This is a genomic window from Sphingomonas sp. NFR15 (assembly GCF_900103265.1).
GTDB lineage: Bacteria > Pseudomonadota > Alphaproteobacteria > Sphingomonadales > Sphingomonadaceae > Sphingomonas > Sphingomonas pollutisoli.
This window is the reverse complement of sequence record NZ_FMWX01000004.1, coordinates 298,608-314,949: the sequence shown is the minus strand read 5'-3', so window position 1 is coordinate 314,949 and position 16,342 is coordinate 298,608. Positions and strand designations below refer to the sequence as shown.

Here is a 16,342-nt window from a genome sequence, read left to right as displayed (position 1 = left end):
AAGCTACGGGCGATCTATCAAGGGAGCAAGGAGAAAATGCGGCACATGCGGCGATGCCGTGCATTGCTTGCAAACGTGTTTTCACCGAGGCAAACGACATCAAACGAACGATGGAGCGGGATGATGATCGACGAATCAGGAGCGGTCACACGCCGCGAGGCGGTCGCGCTCGCGCTGGCGTCGGGAGGTGCGGGCGCGGTTGCCGCTGGATTGCCGACGCCGGTCGCCGCCGCGCCAGCGAAGGCGGCAGGCGAAACGCTGCTGTGGTACACGCGGCCGGCCGCCGTGTGGACCGAGGCGCTGCCGGTCGGCAACGGGCGGATCGGCGCGATGGTGTTCGGCGGGATCGGCGCGGAACGGCTCCAACTCAACGAAAGCACGTTTTGGGGCGGCGGCCCATACGATCCGGTCAATCCGCAGGCGCGCGCCAGCCTGCCCGAAGTGCGCCGGCTGATCTTCGCGGGGCGTTATGCCGAAGCCGAGGCCTACGCCAACGCACATGTGATGGCGACGCCGCTCAAGCAGACCAAATACAAATCGGTCGGAGATCTGGCGATCACCATGCCCGGCGTCGCCGATGCGCGGGCGAGCGAGTATCGCCGCACGCTCGATCTCGATGCGGCCGAGGTCGAGACCCGCTTCACGCACGACGGCGTGCGTTTCACGCGGACGGTGGTGGCATCGGCGGTCGATCAGGTGATCGCGGTGCGGATCACCGCCGACAGGCCGGGCAAGGTCGCGCTGCGGCTCGCGCTCACCACGGGGATGAAGGATTCGTCGGTCGTGATCGAGGACGGCGACACGATCGTCATGACCGGCCGCAACGAATCCGATGAGGGCATACCCGCCGCATTGCGTGTCGCCGCGCGTGTGCGCGTGCTGGCGCAGGGCGGCACTGTCACGCACGACGGCGCTGAGCTGAGCATATCCCGTGCCGATTCGGTGACGGTGCTGATCGCGATGGCGACCAGTTATCGCCGGTTCGACGATGTCGGCGGAGACCCGGATGCGATCACCCGTGGGCAGATCGCCGCCGCCGGCCCCCGCGGCTTCGCGCGCATTGCCGCCGATGCCACCGCCGACCACCGCCGCCTGTTCCGCCGCGTCGCGATCGATCTCGGCGCCAGCCCAGGCCGTGCGCTGCCGACCGACGAGCGCATCGCGGCGGCGGTGACGCGCGACGATCCGGGACTGGCCGCGCTCTATTATCATTACGGCCGCTACCTGCTGATCGCCTCGTCGCGGCCGGGCGGGCAGGCCGCCAATCTGCAAGGGCTGTGGAACGAATCCAACAACCCGCCCTGGGGCAGCAAGTACACGATCAACATCAACACCGAGATGAACTATTGGCCGGCGGAGACGACCAATCTCCCCGAATGCGTCGAGCCGCTGGTACGGCTGGTGCGTGACCTCTCGGTGACGGGCGGGCGCACCGCCCGCGAGATGTACGGCGCGCGCGGCTGGGTGGCGCATCACAATACCGATTTGTGGCGCGCGACCGCGCCGATCGACGGCGCGCAATTCGGATTGTGGCCGCTCGGCGGGGCGTGGCTGTGCACGCATCTGTGGGAGCATTACGACTTCCACCGCGATACCGCCTTCCTCGCCTCCGTCTATCCGCTGATGCGCGGCGCGTGCCTGTTCTTCCTCGATACGCTCCAGGTCGATCCGACGAGCGGCAGTCTCGTCACCAACCCCTCGATGTCGCCCGAGAATCCGCACGGGCACGGCACATCGCTGATCTTCGGGCCGACGATGGACATGGAGATCCTGCGCGACCTGTTCGATCAGACGGTCGCGGCCGCGAAGATCCTCGGTACGGATGCCGCGCTCTCGGGCGAGATCGCGGCGGCACGCGCCAAGCTGCTGCCGCTCAAGATCGGTTCGGCCGGGCAGTTGCAGGAATGGCCGTTCGACTGGGACATGGGCGCCGACGACATCCACCACCGCCACGTCTCGCACCTCTACGGGCTGTTTCCGAGCGATCAGATCGACCTCGACAGCACGCCCGCGCTGGCCGCGGCGGCGAAGCGTTCGCTGGAAATCCGAGGCGACCGCGCGACGGGATGGGCGACGGCATGGCGGATCAACCTGTGGGCACGGCTGCGCGACGGCGACCATGCGCACGAAATCCTGCGCTTCCTGCTCGGCCCGGAGCGCACCTATCCCAATCTGTTCGACGCGCATCCGCCGTTCCAGATCGACGGAAATTTCGGCGGCACATCAGGCATGACCGAGATGCTGCTGCAAAGCCACGGTAGAGTGATCCGACTGCTGCCGGCGCTGCCGAAGGCGTGGCCGAGCGGATCGGTACGCGGGCTGCGCGCGCGGGGCGGCCATACGCTGGACATCGCTTGGCGCGATGGCGCGCTCGCCTCCGCGACGATCGTCGCCACACGGGCGGGGCCGGCGACGGTAAGCTACGGCGGGGTTTCGAAGCGGATCGAACTGGTGCCTGGCCGCCCGGTCAAACTCACGCAGGCGCGGTTTCGCGCGGCCTGACCCCGGTCGCTTCGAGTCAGGTGCCGGGCTGAATGTAAGGAATGCGGGCAAACAGTTCGCGTTGCCAGCGGCGCGGATCGTGCTCGATCCGGCTGGTCGCGTCGAAGATCATCGTGCTGCGCGCGGGGAGATCGTAGCGCGGCCACGGTGGCAGCCCGGCATGGTTGGGGTCGCCGGTGCCTGCAAAGGCCACGAAACTGCCCTGCATGGCGGCGGAGGCGGCGCGCGCCTCCATGCCGGCGCCGGTCTGTGAGCCGGGCGCACCGAGCGTGCCGAACACGAGCGGGATGTCGATCGTGTGGAAGGCGCCGCGCCGGGGATCGGTGCGCGAGGTGAAATCGACCTGATAGACCCATGCGGACGCGCCCGCGCGGGCGCGCTCTTCGGCCTCGATCACCTGCCCGCGCCAGCTTCGCCCGGCGGTGCTGGCGGCGTAGAACACGTCGCCCGGCGACCAATCGGGAAATTGTTTGCGATATTCACCGACCACCCATTCAGGCAGCACATCAATCCGCAGTTCGGGGGCGAGCCGGTCGGGCAGCGTCTCCCATGTCAGCGAGTCCAGCGTGTCAGGCGCGGTGAAGCCGCGTGTCTCGTCGTGGGTATTGCCGAGGATCATCGGGATCGACCGGCCGATCGGGTTGGCGTCGGGCCAGAATGGGTGGCGGGTCAGCCACGTCATGTCGAGCACCGGCGCGAACGAGACGCCCCCGGCGATGATCGGATCGCGTGCGCGCAGCCCTTCGACCAGCTTTCCGGCAGGCATGTCGAGCAGCGGCTGGAGCGCATGCGGCTTTACGCCGAGTGCGCCGAGAAACGCGCGCGTGCGTTCCGTGGCGTGGAGTGGCCCTTGCGCCGTGACTTGCTGGCCGCTCATCGTCGCGGCGCGGTGGAACAGGCCCGTCGCGGCGGGCATGCCGGTAAGCGTGGCGATCTTGGCACCGCCGCCCGACTGGCCGAACAGCATGATCCGCGCGGGATCGCCACCGAAGGCGGCGATGTTGTCGCGCACCCAGCGCAGCGCGCAGATCAGATCGAGCTGGCCGGCGTTGCCGCTGTCGGGGAAGCGCGGATCGAGCCGCGCGAGATAGAGATAGCCGAACGCGTTGAGCCGGTGGTTCACGGTGACGACGACCACGTCGCCGCGCCCGGCGAGCGCGGCGCCGTCGTTGAGCGGATCGGTGACGCTGCCGGCGGTATAGGCGCCGCCGTGGATGTAGAGCACCACCGGCAGTTTCGCGCGCGGCGCGGGGTTGGCGCTCCAGACGTTGAGGTGCAGGCAGTCTTCGGATTGTGGGCCGTAGGCGCCGGCGGTTTGCGGGCAGACCGGGCCGAAGGCGGTGGCGCCGCGCTCTCTGCCCGGCGTCGCATAGGGGCGCGGCGCGCGAAAACGTTCCGCCGTGGCGTAGCGAATCCCGCGAAAACTCCAGACCGGGGTCGTGACGCCGTCTGTCTGCCCTTCGCCGATGAAAATCCCGGCAGGTGCGGTGATGCGCTTCGCAGGCGTGGCCGCACGCGCGGCGCGGGGCAGCAGGCCGAGGGCGACGCCGGCGGCTCCAGCGCCGAGCACGGCGCGGCGGCCGACCGCTCCAGTCGGATCCTCGTCCAGCGCGTCTGCCATGCCTGTCTCCATCCTCTCAGTTCGGTGATGGTAAACCGGTGTCATAAGCGATTGCAATGGCGTGCGGCTTAGCTGCCACGTGCCAATCATCGCATGCTTCTATTAGTGATATTGATAATCGATCTCAAATAGGCCATTGCGCACCCAGGGAATGCACTTGGGGAATGGAATGACGCGTCACCTCTTCACCGGCTTACTGATGAGCGCCGCCGTTTACTGCACGCCGGCATGGGCCGCGCCCGTCATCGATGAGGGCTCGAACGCCGCCGTTGATACTTCCGCCAACGAGGGCGATGACGATCGCGACACGATCGTCGTCACCGGCGCACGACCGCGCACCGAATCGTCGGCAGGCACCAAGAACGCCGCGCCCATCGCCGAGACGCCGCAGTCGATCAGCGTGCTCAGCGCGAGCGACATCGCCGATCTCGGCGTCGCCAATCTCAATCAGGCGCTCCGCTTCGTCGCAGGCGTCACCACCGAGCAGCGCGGATCGAGCGCCGAGGTGTACGACCAGTTCAAGCTGCGCGGCTTCGACGCGCCGCAATTCCTCGACGGGCTGAAGCTGATCGATGGCGCTGCCTACCTCAGCCCGCAGGTGGATGTCTCGCGGCTCGATCGGATCGAAATCGTCAAAGGGCCGGCCTCGGTGCTGTACGGCCAGTCCGGACCCGGCGGCCTCGTCGCGTTGACGAGCAAGCTGCCGCTGGACGAGGATTTCTACGGCGCGGTGGCGGGCACCTATGGCACCTACGATCTCTACCGGGTCGATGGCGATGTGGGCGGTCGCGCCGGCTCGTCGGTGCGTTGGCGCGTCTACGGCAGCGTCAACGGCGCGCACACGCAACAGACGTTCAGCCGGCGCGAGCGCGAGACGATCTCGGGCGCGGTGACGATCGACCTCGACAACGCCACCAAGCTCACGCTGCTCGGCGCCTATTCGCACGATCCGCAGAACGGCAGCTACGGCGTCTTCCCGGCCTCGGGCACGTTGCTCGCCAATCCGAACGGCCAATTGCCGACCGATCGCGATTTCGGCGAGCCGGGCAATTACTTCAAGCGCGATCAGGTGGCGGGCACGTATATCCTGACGCATGAGCTTAACCCGGACTGGGGCATCCGCGCGTCGGGGCGCTATCAACACGCCACCTCGCGGCTCGGCATCGTCTATGCGGCCGGGCCGCTCGCGGGTGACCCGAATTCGGTGATGTTCAACCGTGCCTCCTACGCGACGCGCGAGCGATCCGATTCATGGGTGTTCGACAATCAGGTCCACGGTCGCTTCACCACCGGCGCGATCAAGCATGACGTGCTGTTCGGGGTCGATTATCAGACCGGCACTGCGCGCGATCATTACGCCTTTGGCGGAGCAACCCCGCTGAACGGCTATGCGCCCGCCTATGGTACGATGCCGGTGCCGCAATCACCGGAGCAGGTGCCCGCGAACTTCGGCGTCAACACCATCCGCCCACGCTCGAAACAGGTCGGCGTTTACGCGCAGGACGAGATGTCGATTGGCGGGCTGCGCGTCACGCTGAGCGGCCGGCAGGATTGGGCGGCGGTCCGCCCCGCACCGGATGCGGCGGTGCAGAATACGGAGAAATTCACCTATCGCGCCGGCGCGCTCTACAAGACGGCGTTCGGGCTGGCGCCCTATGTCAGCTATTCGACCTCGTTCGAGCCCAATGGCACGATCAACACCGTGGGGGGCGCCACCGTCACCGCCAAGCCGAGCGAAGGCAAGCAACTCGAGGCCGGTGCGAAATATCTGGTGCCCGGCACGAATATCCTGCTGACCGCCGCCTGGTTCCGCATCGACCAGACCAACGTCATCGTCACCAACCCCGTCACCCAGATCACCTCGCAGAGCGGCCGCTATCGCTCGACCGGCGTGGAGATCGAGGCCAACGCGCCGCTGCCCTACGGCTTCAACGCGCGCCTCGCGTTCAGCCGGCAGAAGGTGCGCAACACGGCGGATGCGGACCCGTCGAAGATCGGCGACGGCATTCTCGGCGTCGGCCGCGGCAACACCACCTTCAACCTCGAATGGGCGCCGCGCGAGGGCGGGCTGAAGGGCTTCGCGATTGGCGGTGCGGTGCGCCATGTCGACAGCATCTATGCCGGCAGCTACACCAACGCGGCCGGAGCGCTGCTGACGCGGCAGAGCACGCCCGGCTTCACCGTGTTCGACGGCCTGCTCCGCTACGATCTGGGCGGTGCGTCGGATCGGCTGCAGGGGCTGGCGCTCAGCGTCAACGCTGCCAATATTCTCGACAAGAAGTACGTCACCACCTGCTATCTCGATTATCAATGGTGCTGGTACGGCAACCGCCGCACCGTCCAAGGCACGATTTCGTATAAGTGGTGATCGCATATGGTCATATGCCGGAGCCCGGCATGAGCCGAACCGTAACCGCGCGAAGCGCGCGCTGGCGGCGGCGTGGCGACACGGCGCTGCGCATCGTCGTCGCGATGCCCGGCGGCTATGCGGTGGCGAGCCTGTGGGCGATGGCGCTCGCGCGGCTGCTGCCGGGCGGCCCGGCGGAGGCGACGGTCGCGGCGACGCTGGTCGCATTCGTGCTGTGCGCGATCACGGCAATGTGGGCATTCGCGGCGCGTAGCGGCTGGCGGGCGTTCTGGACGGTGGTCCTCGCCGGGCTGGTCGCGGGTGCGATCACCTGGGGGTCGATCCTCGCGAGCGGGCGGGTATGAGCAAGGGCTTCCGCCAGAGCCAGTCGACGCTCCACACCTGGTCGGGCCTGCTGGTCGGCTGGGTGCTGTTCGTCGTGTTCGTGGCGGGCACCGCCGCCTATTGGCGCGAGGCGCTCAACCGCTGGGCGCAGCCCGAACTGCCGCGCATCGAAGACCCCGCGCGGGTGCTGCGCGGCGAGCAGGCCTTCCTGGCCAGGCGCGCGCCCGATGCGATGACATGGTTCATCACCGTCCCCTCCGAGCGCTCGACGAGCGGCACGGTGTTCTGGGTACCGGGCGCGACGGAAAGGGCCGGGAAGGCGCGCGGCGAGACGCTCGCGACGATCGACGGCAACGGCCAGCCCGTCGTCGCGCGCGAGACGCGCGGGGGCGACTTCTTCTACCGCTTTCACTTCGACCTCCAATATCTGCCGGTGATCTGGTCGCGCTGGATCGTCGGCGTGTGTGCGATGTTCATGCTGGTCGCGATCCTGTCGGGCATCGTCACGCACAAGAAGATCTTCCGCGATTTCTTCACCTTCCGGGGCGGCCGGGGGCAGCGGAGCTGGCTCGACGGGCATAATGCGGCGGCGGTGCTCGGCTTGCCGTTCCACCTGATGATAACCTATACTGGCCTTGTCACGCTGATGACGATGCTGATGCCGTGGGCGGCGGTTGCCAATTATCGTGACCCGAGCGCGTTGTTCACCGCGCTGTTCCCGCAGGCGGCGCCGGTCGCGCGCTCGGGCAGACCCGCGCCGCTGGTCGATCTGACCGCGTTGCTCAAGGACGCCGAGCGACGGTTTGGTGCGCCGGTCGAATATATCCAGGTTGCGTCCCCCGGCGATGCGGTCGCGCGGGTCACGCTGTCGCGGAGCGGCCACGGAACGCTTTCCAGCTACACGCCTTCGCTGAGCTATGACGGGGTGAGCGGGCGGTTGCTATGGGCGTCTCCGCCGGCGGGCGCGGCGGTGCTGACGGCGGGCTCGATGATCGGGCTACACGCCGGGCGCTTCGCCGATGCGCCGCTTCGCTGGCTGTACTTCCTGTGCGGTGTCGGCGGCTCGGTCATGGTGGCGAGCGGGCTGGTCCTGTGGACGGTCAAGCGGCGCGAGAAGTTGGCCGATCCGGCACGTCCGCATTTCGGTTTCCGGCTGGTGGAACGGCTCAACATCGGCTTCGTCGCGGGTTTCCCGACGGCGATGGTCGGCTTCCTGTGGGCGAACCGCCTGCTGCCCCTCGCGATGGCGGGGCGCGCGCAGGCAGAGATCGACGCGATGTTCGTGTTCTGGGGGGTGCTGATCCTTCACGCTTTCGCGCGCGCGCCGCGCCGCGCGTGGGTGGAGCAACTGGGTCTCGCCGCCGCGCTGCTGCTAGCGTTGCCGGTCTATGACGCGCTCGCGACGCGCAAGGGGTTGCCCGCGACGATCGCGGCGGGCGACTGGACGCTGGCTGGCGTCGATCTCACGCTGCTGGCATTCGGCCTAGGCTTCGGCTGGGCCGCGCGCGCGGTGCATCGTCATATTCCCGCGAAACGGCACACCCGAGCACGTGCGATGGTGCTGGCGTGATCGCGGCGACCTTCGCGGTGGCGCTGGCGAGCTTCCTGTTGTTCGCTTTGGCGACCGACCGCCAGCATCGCGCACGGCTCGGTCAGGCCCTTCCGGCGCGACGACGAACCCTGCTGCGCGGCGGCGCGTGGGCGTGCGTGGCGATCGATTTCGGACTCGCCCGCCTAGCATGGGGCGGCGTGTTCGGGCCGGTCGGCTGGATGGCGATGCTGATGGCGGGTGCTGCGGCGAGCTTCATCGTGCTCAATTTTCTCCTACCCGATCGGTCCGGCGGTCGGTAATCCTGCTTTCTCGCGCTTTCTTCACTCTTCCTCCACCCTCGCGCGGATATGGCGGGAATGGTGTTACGCGAGCATTCCAGCCGATGAATTCGACGACCCAGGTGCCGGTGGAAAAAGGCTTCGCGGCGCAGATCGTGCAGGCGATCGCGTGGCGTTCGGGCAGTCAGGTGATCGCGCAGCTCATCATGTGGGCGGCGACTTTCTTCGTGATCCGCATGCTCGATCCGCGCGATTACGGGCTGTTCGCGATGACACAGAGCGTTTTGGTGTTCCTCAGCCTGCTCAACGGGCAGGAATTCACCGCGTCGCTGATCCGCGCGCCGGATCTCGACAGGATGCTGATCCGGCAGGTGTTCGGCATCCTTGTGCTGCTCAACGGCGGCATCGCGCTGGCGCAGGTGATGCTGGCACCGCTCGCCGCGCAGTATTTCCACACGCCGATGGTGGCCAACCTGCTGGTGGTGCAGGCGGCTTTGTACCTCGCGACGCCGTTCGTGGCGTTGCCGAGCGCGCTGCTCAGCCGCCAACTGAACTATAAGGTGCAGGCGAAGGTCAACCTCGTCTCGGCGCTGATCGGTGCGGGTACGTCGCTCGGCTGTGCGCTGGCTGGCTGGGGCGTGTGGACGCTCGTCGCGGCACCGATGTGCGTGATCTGGTCGCGCGCGATCGGCATGATGGTGGCGGCGCGGATCGACGTGCTGCCGAGCTTCCGCCTGAAGGGCGCCGGGGTGATCGTGCGGTTCGGTGGCGCGATGCTGCTCAGCTCGCTGCTATGGCTGTTCCAGACCCAGGCGGATGTCATCATCGGCGGCCGGACGCTCGATGCGCGGCATCTCGGCCTGTATGCGGAATCGCTGTTCCTCGCGCAGATCGTGACGAGCAAGTTCGTCCCTCCGCTCAACGACGTCGCCTTTTCGGCCTATGCCCGGCTCCAGGCCGACCGTGCCACCACCGGACGAGCGTTCGAGAAATCGGTGCGGCTCATCATGTTCGGCGCGCTGCCCTTCTATGTCGGGCTGGCGGCGGTGGCAGGGCCGTTCGTTGATGTCGTGCTCGGGCCGAAATGGGACGACGCGACGCCGATCGTCCGCTTGCTCGCGATCGCGATGCCGTTCCTGACGGTGCAGGTGCTGTTCGCGCCGGCGACCACCGCGCTCGGGCATCCGCGCCTGCAAGTATGGGGCGCGGTGGCGGGCGCCGTCATCATGCCACTCGGGTTCCTGATCGGCGTGCGCTACGGCGCAGTGGGCATGGCGTGGAGCTGGGTGATCGGCGCGCCGCTCCATATGGCGATCACCGCCGCATTGGCGATGCCGATCATCGGCACCTCCGCGCCCGCGCTGCTGCGCGCGGTGATTCCGGCGATGATCGCATCGGCGGGAATGGGCGCGGCGGTGCTCGCGACATCCGATCTGATCGCCGGAATGGCGCCGTTGCCGATGCTGGCAATTCTGGTCAGCGTCGGTGTCGTGACCTACGGCGTGCTGGTGCTGCTGGTGGCGCGGCCGATCATCGGCGAGTTTGCGAGCCTGATCGCCGCGCGGCGCGGGGTGCCGGCCTAGCGCGGCGGAGGGTCAATCATCCTTCCGCAGCAGCAGTTGGGCGATCGCCGACCAGTCCTTCTCGCCCATGCCGGCATCGACCGCTTCGCTCATCCGCGTGCGGACCGCCTCCAGCATCGGCAGGCGCTTGCCGGCGGCCTGTGCGGCCTCGGTGGCGAGCCGCAGATCCTTCAGGCCGAGCTGCATGCGGAAGCCCGGCTCGTATTTGTCCGCCGCGATCGAGGCGCTGTATGTCTCGTAGATGCGTCCGCCGAACAGCGTGCCGAGCATCAGTTCGAAAAACGCCTCGGTGGTCACGCCATTGTCGCCGGTCAGAACCAGCGCCTCGGCCATCGCCTCGATCGCGAAGGTGATCATCATGTTGCCGGCGATCTTGGCGGCGTTGGCCTGGCGGGGATGTTCGCCGAGCACCCAGATCTTGCGCGAGATCGCCTCGAACGCCGGGCGTGCGGTTTCGATCGCCGCCGCATCGCCCGCGACGACGACGCTGAGCTGGCCGGCCGCCGCCGCATCGGGCCGCCCGAACACGGGGGCGGAGAGATAGCCGATCCCCGCCGCGGCATGCGCCGCCGCCAGCTCGTCGGCGAACGCGACCGAGATCGTCGCGGTGACGGCATGGATCATCCCCGGTCGGGCCTTCGCCAGCAGCCCGGCGTCGAGCACTACCGAGCGGATCGCGGCATCGTCCGACAGCATCGTCAGTACCAGATCGGACTGGAACACCTCGGCGGGCGTATCGACCATCCGCGCGCCCGCGATCGGCTTGCCGCCGTCGCCCGAGCGGTTCCAGATCAGCACGTCATGGCCGCCCTTGGCGAGATTCTCCGCCATGCCGCGCCCCATCGCGCCGAGTCCGATCAATCCAACCTGCATGTCGTCCGTCCTTTCAATAGCGATCGAGCGCGAGGTCGCCCGTTTCGATATCCGGCTCGCGCCCGCCGATGATGTCGGCGATGATCCGCCCTGACCCGCATGCCATCGTCCAGCCGAGCGTACCGTGGCCGGTGTTGAGGAACAGGTTGGGCAGGGCGGTCTTGCCGATCACGGGCGTGCTGTCCGGGGTCATCGGCCGCAGGCCGGACCAGAAGGTCGCGGCCTGCAAGTCGCCGGCGTTCGGAAACAGCCCGCCGACCGAATGTTCGAGCGTGGCACGACGTGCTTCGGGCAAGTGGTTGTTGAAGCCGGAAATCTCCGCCATGCCGCCGACGCGGATACGATCGCCAAGCCGGGTGATCGCGACCTTGTAGCTCTCGTCGAGCAAGGTGGAGACCGGTGCCCGGTCCGGATCGGTGATCGGCACGGTGATCGAATAGCCCTTCACCGGGAATACCGGCACCTTCAGCCCAAGCGGGCGGACCAGCGCGGGCGAGTGGCTGCCGAGTGCGACCAGATAGGCATCCGCCGTAAGGCGCCCGGCATCGGTGACAAGGCCGGAGATGCGGCCGCTTTCGCTTTCCAGCCGGGCGATCGTGCGACCATATTGGAACATCACGCCGTGCGCCGCCGCGAGATCGGCGAGGCGGTTGGTGAACTTGAAGCAATCCCCGGTCTCGTCGTGCGGCAGGCGCAAGCCGCCGACGATCGGCACATCGCTGTTCGCGAGGCCGGGTTCGGCAGCGAGGCAGCCGGTGCGGTCGAGCAGTTCGAACGGCACTCCGCCTTCGCTCAGAACCGCGATGTCCTTGGCGGTGCCGTCGAGCTGCTTGGCTTCGCGGAACAGTTGCAGCGTGCCGAGCATCCGTTCGTCATAGGTGATGCCGGTTTCCGCGCGCAGCGCGCCCAGGCAGTCGCGGCTATATTCGGCGACGCGCACCATGCGCGCCTTGTTGATCGCATAGCGCTCGGCTGTGCAATTTCGCAGCATGGCGGCCAGCCAGCGCAGCATCGCCATGTCGAGTTGCGGGCGCAGGATCAGCGGGGCGTGGCGCATCATCAGCCACTTCACCGCCTTGCGCGGAATGCCGGGCGCCGCCCAGGGCGAGGCATAGCCGGGTGAAATCTCTCCGGCATTGGCGAAGCTCGTCTCGAGCGCCGGCCCGGCTTGGCGATCTACAACGATCACCTCATGCCCGGCGCGCGCCAGATACCAGGCCGAGGTGACGCCGATCACGCCGCTGCCGAGGACGATCACCTTCATTCCGCACAGACTCCGATACGATCAGCCATCGCGCAACAGTCGATCGACCCGCCCGACAAGGTCGTTCACCGCGAACGGTTTGGTCAATACCTCCATCCCGTGCCCGATATGGCCGTGATTGAGAACCGCGTTTTCGGCATAGCCGGTGATGAACAGGATGCGCAGACCGGGCACCATCTCTCGCGCGCGCTCCGCCACCTCGCGGCCGTTCATCCCGCCGGGCAGGCCCACGTCGGTTATGAGCAGATCGACATGGCCGGCGCCGCGCAGAATCTCTATTCCTTCCGCGCCGGTCGCCGCCTCGGCGCAGGCATAGCCGAGTTCCTCGAGCGCATCGACGACGAGCATCCGCACGCTCGGTTCGTCATCGACGATAAGGACGGTCTTCTCGGCGGCGGCGCGCAGCGCTCGCGACGTGATCGGCTCGGGATCGGACTGTTCTTCGTCACCGAGGTTGCGGGGCAGGTAGAGGCAGACCATCGTGCCCTGGCCGACCTCGGAATAGATGCGGACATGCCCATGGCTTTGCCGCGCGAAGCCGTACACCATCGACAGGCCGAGTCCGGTGCCCTCGCCGAGCGGCTTGGTGGTGAAGAACGGATCGAACACCCGATCGAGAATGTCCTTCTCAATGCCGCAGCCGGTATCGCTGACGCAGACGGTGACATATTGGCCCGGCTCGAGTCCGTGCGCCTTGGCGGTGCGCTGGTCGATCCAGCGGTTGGCGGTTTCGATCGTGATCCGGCCCCCCTCGGGCATCGCGTCACGGGCGTTGATGCAGAGATTGAGAATGGCGTTCTCGAGCTGGTTGGCATCGACCAGCGCCGGCCAAAGCCCGGCGGCGGCGACCGTCTCGACCTCGATCGCGGGACCGACGGTGCGCTGGATCAGTTCCACCAACTCGCGCATCAGCCGATTGACGACGATCGAACGCGGGCTGAGCGTCTGCCGCCGCGAAAAGGCGAGCAACCGGTGCGTCAAAGCCGAAGCCCGGCGGGTCGCGCCCTGGCCGGCGATGAGATATTTCTCGACATCGCCCGCGCGGCCTTGCGCAAGACGCGTTCCGATCATCTCGAACGACCCCGAGATGCCGGCGAGCAGATTGTTGAAATCATGCGCCAGCCCGCCGGTGAGCTGACCGACCGCCTCCATCTTCTGGGCTTGGCGTAGCGCCTCCTCGGTGGCGCGGAACCGGTCCTGCTCGCGCAGGCGTTCGGTCACATCATAGGCGAACTGAAACGCGCCGATCCGCTCGCCCTCGGCATTGCGCAACGCGTTGAAGCGTAGTTCGTAGGAGCGTGCCTCGCCGTCCACGCCCTCAATCTGCGCGACGGTCACGAACTCCTCTCCGGCGAGCGCGGGCGCCCAGGAGGCACGCATCATCGCCTGATGCTCGGGTCGATCGGCGAGCAGCCCGAAGAGATTGTCGCCGACATGGGGCAGCACGCCGAACAGACGCTCGAACTCGCGCGCGGCGGCGCTGTTCATGGCGAGCCAATTGCCCTCGATATCGACGATCGTGACGAAGGCGTGTGTCGCCTCGACCACGTCGGCGAGCAGGCGGCGCTCGGCGAGCGCCTCGGCCACGCGCGCTTCGAGCGTTTCGTTGAGGCGGATCAGCGCCAGTTCGGCATCCCGCCGCGCGGTGATATCCTGGAACAGCACCGCGACCTGCTTACGGCTGGCGGGTTCGATGCGGAAGGCGGAGAGCGAGAGATAGCGTCCGGTCGCCTCCAATTCGCGCTCGAAGCGGATCGGCACGCCGGTGCGCAGCACCTCGCCATAGCGCCTCGCCCAATCATCGGCCTCGTCGCCGACCATCTCGCGCAGCCGCTGGCCGACCACGTTCGGGATGCCGGCGTTGAGCGCATATGCCGCATTGGCTTCTACGTGGACATAATCGCTCAACGGGCCATGCGGGCCGCCGACGAACTCGATCACGCAAAAGCCTTCGTCCATCGTGTCGAACAACGTGCGATAACGGTCGGCCTGTTCGGTACGCTCGCGAATCGCGCGGCGCATCTCGAACTGGCTCATCACCTGATTGGCGAGAACCTTCAGCGCGCGCTGCTGCAACTCGCTGAGCTCTCGCGGCTGGGTGTCAAGCACGCACAATGTCCCGATCGGGAGCCCGTCCGGCGTCTTGAGGAGCGCGCCCGCGTAGAAGCGCAAGCCCGGCACCGCCGTCACCAGCGGATTGCAGTTGAAGCGCGGATCCGCGGTCGCGTCGGGCACGAGCAGGAAATCCTGTTCGAGAATGGCATGCCGGCAGAACGAAGTTTCGAGCGGGGTTTCGCGCACCCCGAGACCGACCTCGGCCTTGAAAAACTGCCGCCCTGCGCCGATCAGATTGACCGCGCCGATCGGCGTGCCACACAGATCGGCGGCGAGCCGCGCCATTTCGTCGAACGCCGGCTCACGCGGCGTATCGAGGATCTGATAGCCATCCAACGCCTCCAACCGACGCCGTTCCCGGTCGCCCCCTTCCGTCTCGTTCATTCCGTTGCAAATCCGCTGTGCCCGCCCTCCGGGCCGGGCGTGTTCAAGACCGTATCGGAGAAAGCAACGCTCCTGGAAGCGGTATGATCCGGCGGAATCTTGATCTAGGTATGCGCGGCGGCCTTCAAGTCCGCAACGAAGCGCGCATATTCCTCGGCCTTGGCGGCGGGATCCGGCAGGCGAAGCAGGTAGCTCGGGTGAACGGTGATCCACGCCTCGCCACCGCCGGGCAGTTCGAGCGCACGGCCGCGCTCACGGCTGATCGTCACCGCCTTGCCGAACAGCGAGCGCGCCGCCGTCGCGCCGAGCGCGACCGTCCGGCGCGGCCGCACCAGCGCGCGTTCCTGCTCGATCCACCAGCGGCAGGCGGTGATCTCGCCGGCGTCGGGCTTGGCGTGGATGCGCCGCTTGCCGCGTTGTTCGAACTTGAAATGCTTGACCGCGTTGGTGACATAGACGGTGGCGCGGTCGATCCCGGCCTCCGCGAGCGCGCGATCGAAAAGCTGGCCGGCCGGGCCGACGAACGGACGGCCGGCGAGATCCTCCTGATCGCCGGGCTGCTCGCCGACGAACATCATCGCCGCATCGACCGGACCTTCGCCGAACACGGTCTGCGTGGCGTGCGCATGGAGCGGACAGCGGATGCAACTCATCGCCTCCTCGCGCAGCGCTGCCCATGCCGCTTCGATATTGCCACCCGGTTTCGTGCGCGCCGTCTCGACCATGCCCGCCTCCCGCGCCTGCGCGCCTGCGATCAACTGCGGCACCAACGCGGTTTCCGGCATGTTTTTCCAATATTTGCGCGGCATCTCCTTGAGCATCGCGCCGACCTTCAGGCGCGCCGGGTTGAAGATCGCGGCATAATAGCTTTGCCACATCGCCTCGACCGAATCGCCGTCGGGCGCATCCGCCTTGGTTGCGCCGGGGCCTTCGGCGAGCGCTTCGCCGTCCCAATGGATCGAGATTTCCGGCGTCAGGATCGACCAGCGCATCGCCGCGAACCGGTCGATGAAAAAGCCGGCATTGGCGCGCACGATATGAAAGTCAGGCTCGAACCAGGCGACGAAGCGAGCGCCGTCGGGTTCGGCGACCTCACGGAAGCGGACGAACGCGCGCATCTTGTGGATGTCGCGGCGGACCTCGCGCGCGAGACCCTCGACGCGGCGCACCAGCGGATCGGCGGCGTCCTCCAGCAACCCCGGCCGCGCCAGCAACCGCACCAGCAGGGTGTGCAGCAACGCGAAGCGCTCGCGGTCGGTATGGAGGATGGCCGTGCGGGCGAGATCGACGAAAGCGCGCGGCACGGTGAAACCGGCCGTTGGCGCGGCGGCGGGGGCGGGCGTGCCGAACAGTTCGCCGGGCTCCGAGCCGACACGCCACACGATCCGTTCGGGCGGGATATCGGCGTGGACCGCGGCGCGGACGCCGTCGCGCCAGCCGTCAAAATCGTCTTCGGCGTCGAGCGCGATGACGCGCAT

At 67.5% G+C, this 16,342-nt stretch carries 11 protein-coding genes; 6 read left to right on the top strand and 5 right to left on the bottom strand.

What is annotated here, in order from left to right; genetic code table 11:
• The first annotated feature begins 123 nt into the window (after positions 1 to 123).
• Positions 124 to 2,502, top strand: coding sequence for a glycoside hydrolase family 95 protein (locus BLS81_RS12245; protein WP_093224299.1), 2,379 nt, complete (start codon positions 124 to 126; stop codon positions 2,500 to 2,502).
• 16 nt (positions 2,503 to 2,518) lie between these two features.
• Here the strand turns inward: BLS81_RS12245 and BLS81_RS12240 are convergent, their stop codons facing one another.
• Complete coding sequence (locus BLS81_RS12240; protein WP_093224203.1) at positions 2,519 to 4,123, bottom strand: carboxylesterase/lipase family protein; 1,605 nt, start codon at positions 4,121 to 4,123, stop codon at positions 2,519 to 2,521.
• A gap of 169 nt (positions 4,124 to 4,292) precedes the next feature.
• Between BLS81_RS12240 and BLS81_RS12235 the strand changes: the two genes are divergently transcribed.
• From BLS81_RS12235 to BLS81_RS12215, 5 genes are all read left to right on the top strand, one after another.
• Entirely contained in the window at positions 4,293 to 6,491 is a 2,199-nt protein-coding gene (locus BLS81_RS12235; protein ID WP_093224202.1) for a TonB-dependent siderophore receptor, read from the top strand.
• Between the two features lie 29 nt (positions 6,492 to 6,520).
• The gene (locus BLS81_RS12230) at positions 6,521 to 6,835 is read left to right on the top strand and encodes a hypothetical protein (protein WP_093224297.1); all 315 of its coding nucleotides are present in this window, start codon (positions 6,521 to 6,523) and stop codon (positions 6,833 to 6,835) included.
• The gene (locus BLS81_RS12225; protein WP_093224200.1) at positions 6,832 to 8,385 is read left to right on the top strand and encodes a PepSY-associated TM helix domain-containing protein; all 1,554 of its coding nucleotides are present in this window, start codon (positions 6,832 to 6,834) and stop codon (positions 8,383 to 8,385) included. The genes BLS81_RS12230 and BLS81_RS12225 overlap by 4 nt, the downstream gene beginning before the upstream one ends.
• Complete coding sequence (locus BLS81_RS12220; protein WP_176787149.1) at positions 8,382 to 8,666, top strand: DUF3325 domain-containing protein; 285 nt, start codon at positions 8,382 to 8,384, stop codon at positions 8,664 to 8,666. Before BLS81_RS12225 ends, BLS81_RS12220 begins: the two co-directional genes overlap by 4 nt.
• 83 nt (positions 8,667 to 8,749) lie before the next feature.
• A complete protein-coding gene (locus tag BLS81_RS12215) occupies positions 8,750 to 10,228 on the top strand; it encodes a lipopolysaccharide biosynthesis protein (RefSeq protein ID WP_093224197.1) in 1,479 nt (492 codons plus the stop codon).
• A 12-nt stretch (positions 10,229 to 10,240) separates the two neighbouring features.
• Here the strand turns inward: BLS81_RS12215 and BLS81_RS12210 are convergent, their stop codons facing one another.
• The 4 genes from BLS81_RS12210 to BLS81_RS12195 form a co-directional block, all read right to left on the bottom strand.
• A complete protein-coding gene (locus tag BLS81_RS12210) occupies positions 10,241 to 11,101 on the bottom strand; it encodes an NAD(P)-dependent oxidoreductase (protein WP_093224196.1) in 861 nt (286 codons plus the stop codon).
• Positions 11,102 to 11,114: 13 nt separating this feature from the next.
• On the bottom strand, positions 11,115 to 12,365 hold the full coding sequence (locus BLS81_RS12205) for a D-amino acid dehydrogenase (protein ID WP_093224195.1): 1,251 nt from the start codon (positions 12,363 to 12,365) through the stop codon (positions 11,115 to 11,117).
• Between the two features lie 21 nt (positions 12,366 to 12,386).
• Complete coding sequence (locus BLS81_RS12200; protein WP_256326213.1) at positions 12,387 to 14,864, bottom strand: ATP-binding protein; 2,478 nt, start codon at positions 14,862 to 14,864, stop codon at positions 12,387 to 12,389.
• Between the two features lie 104 nt (positions 14,865 to 14,968).
• A complete protein-coding gene (locus BLS81_RS12195) occupies positions 14,969 to 16,342 on the bottom strand; it encodes a UdgX family uracil-DNA binding protein (RefSeq protein WP_093224293.1) in 1,374 nt (457 codons plus the stop codon).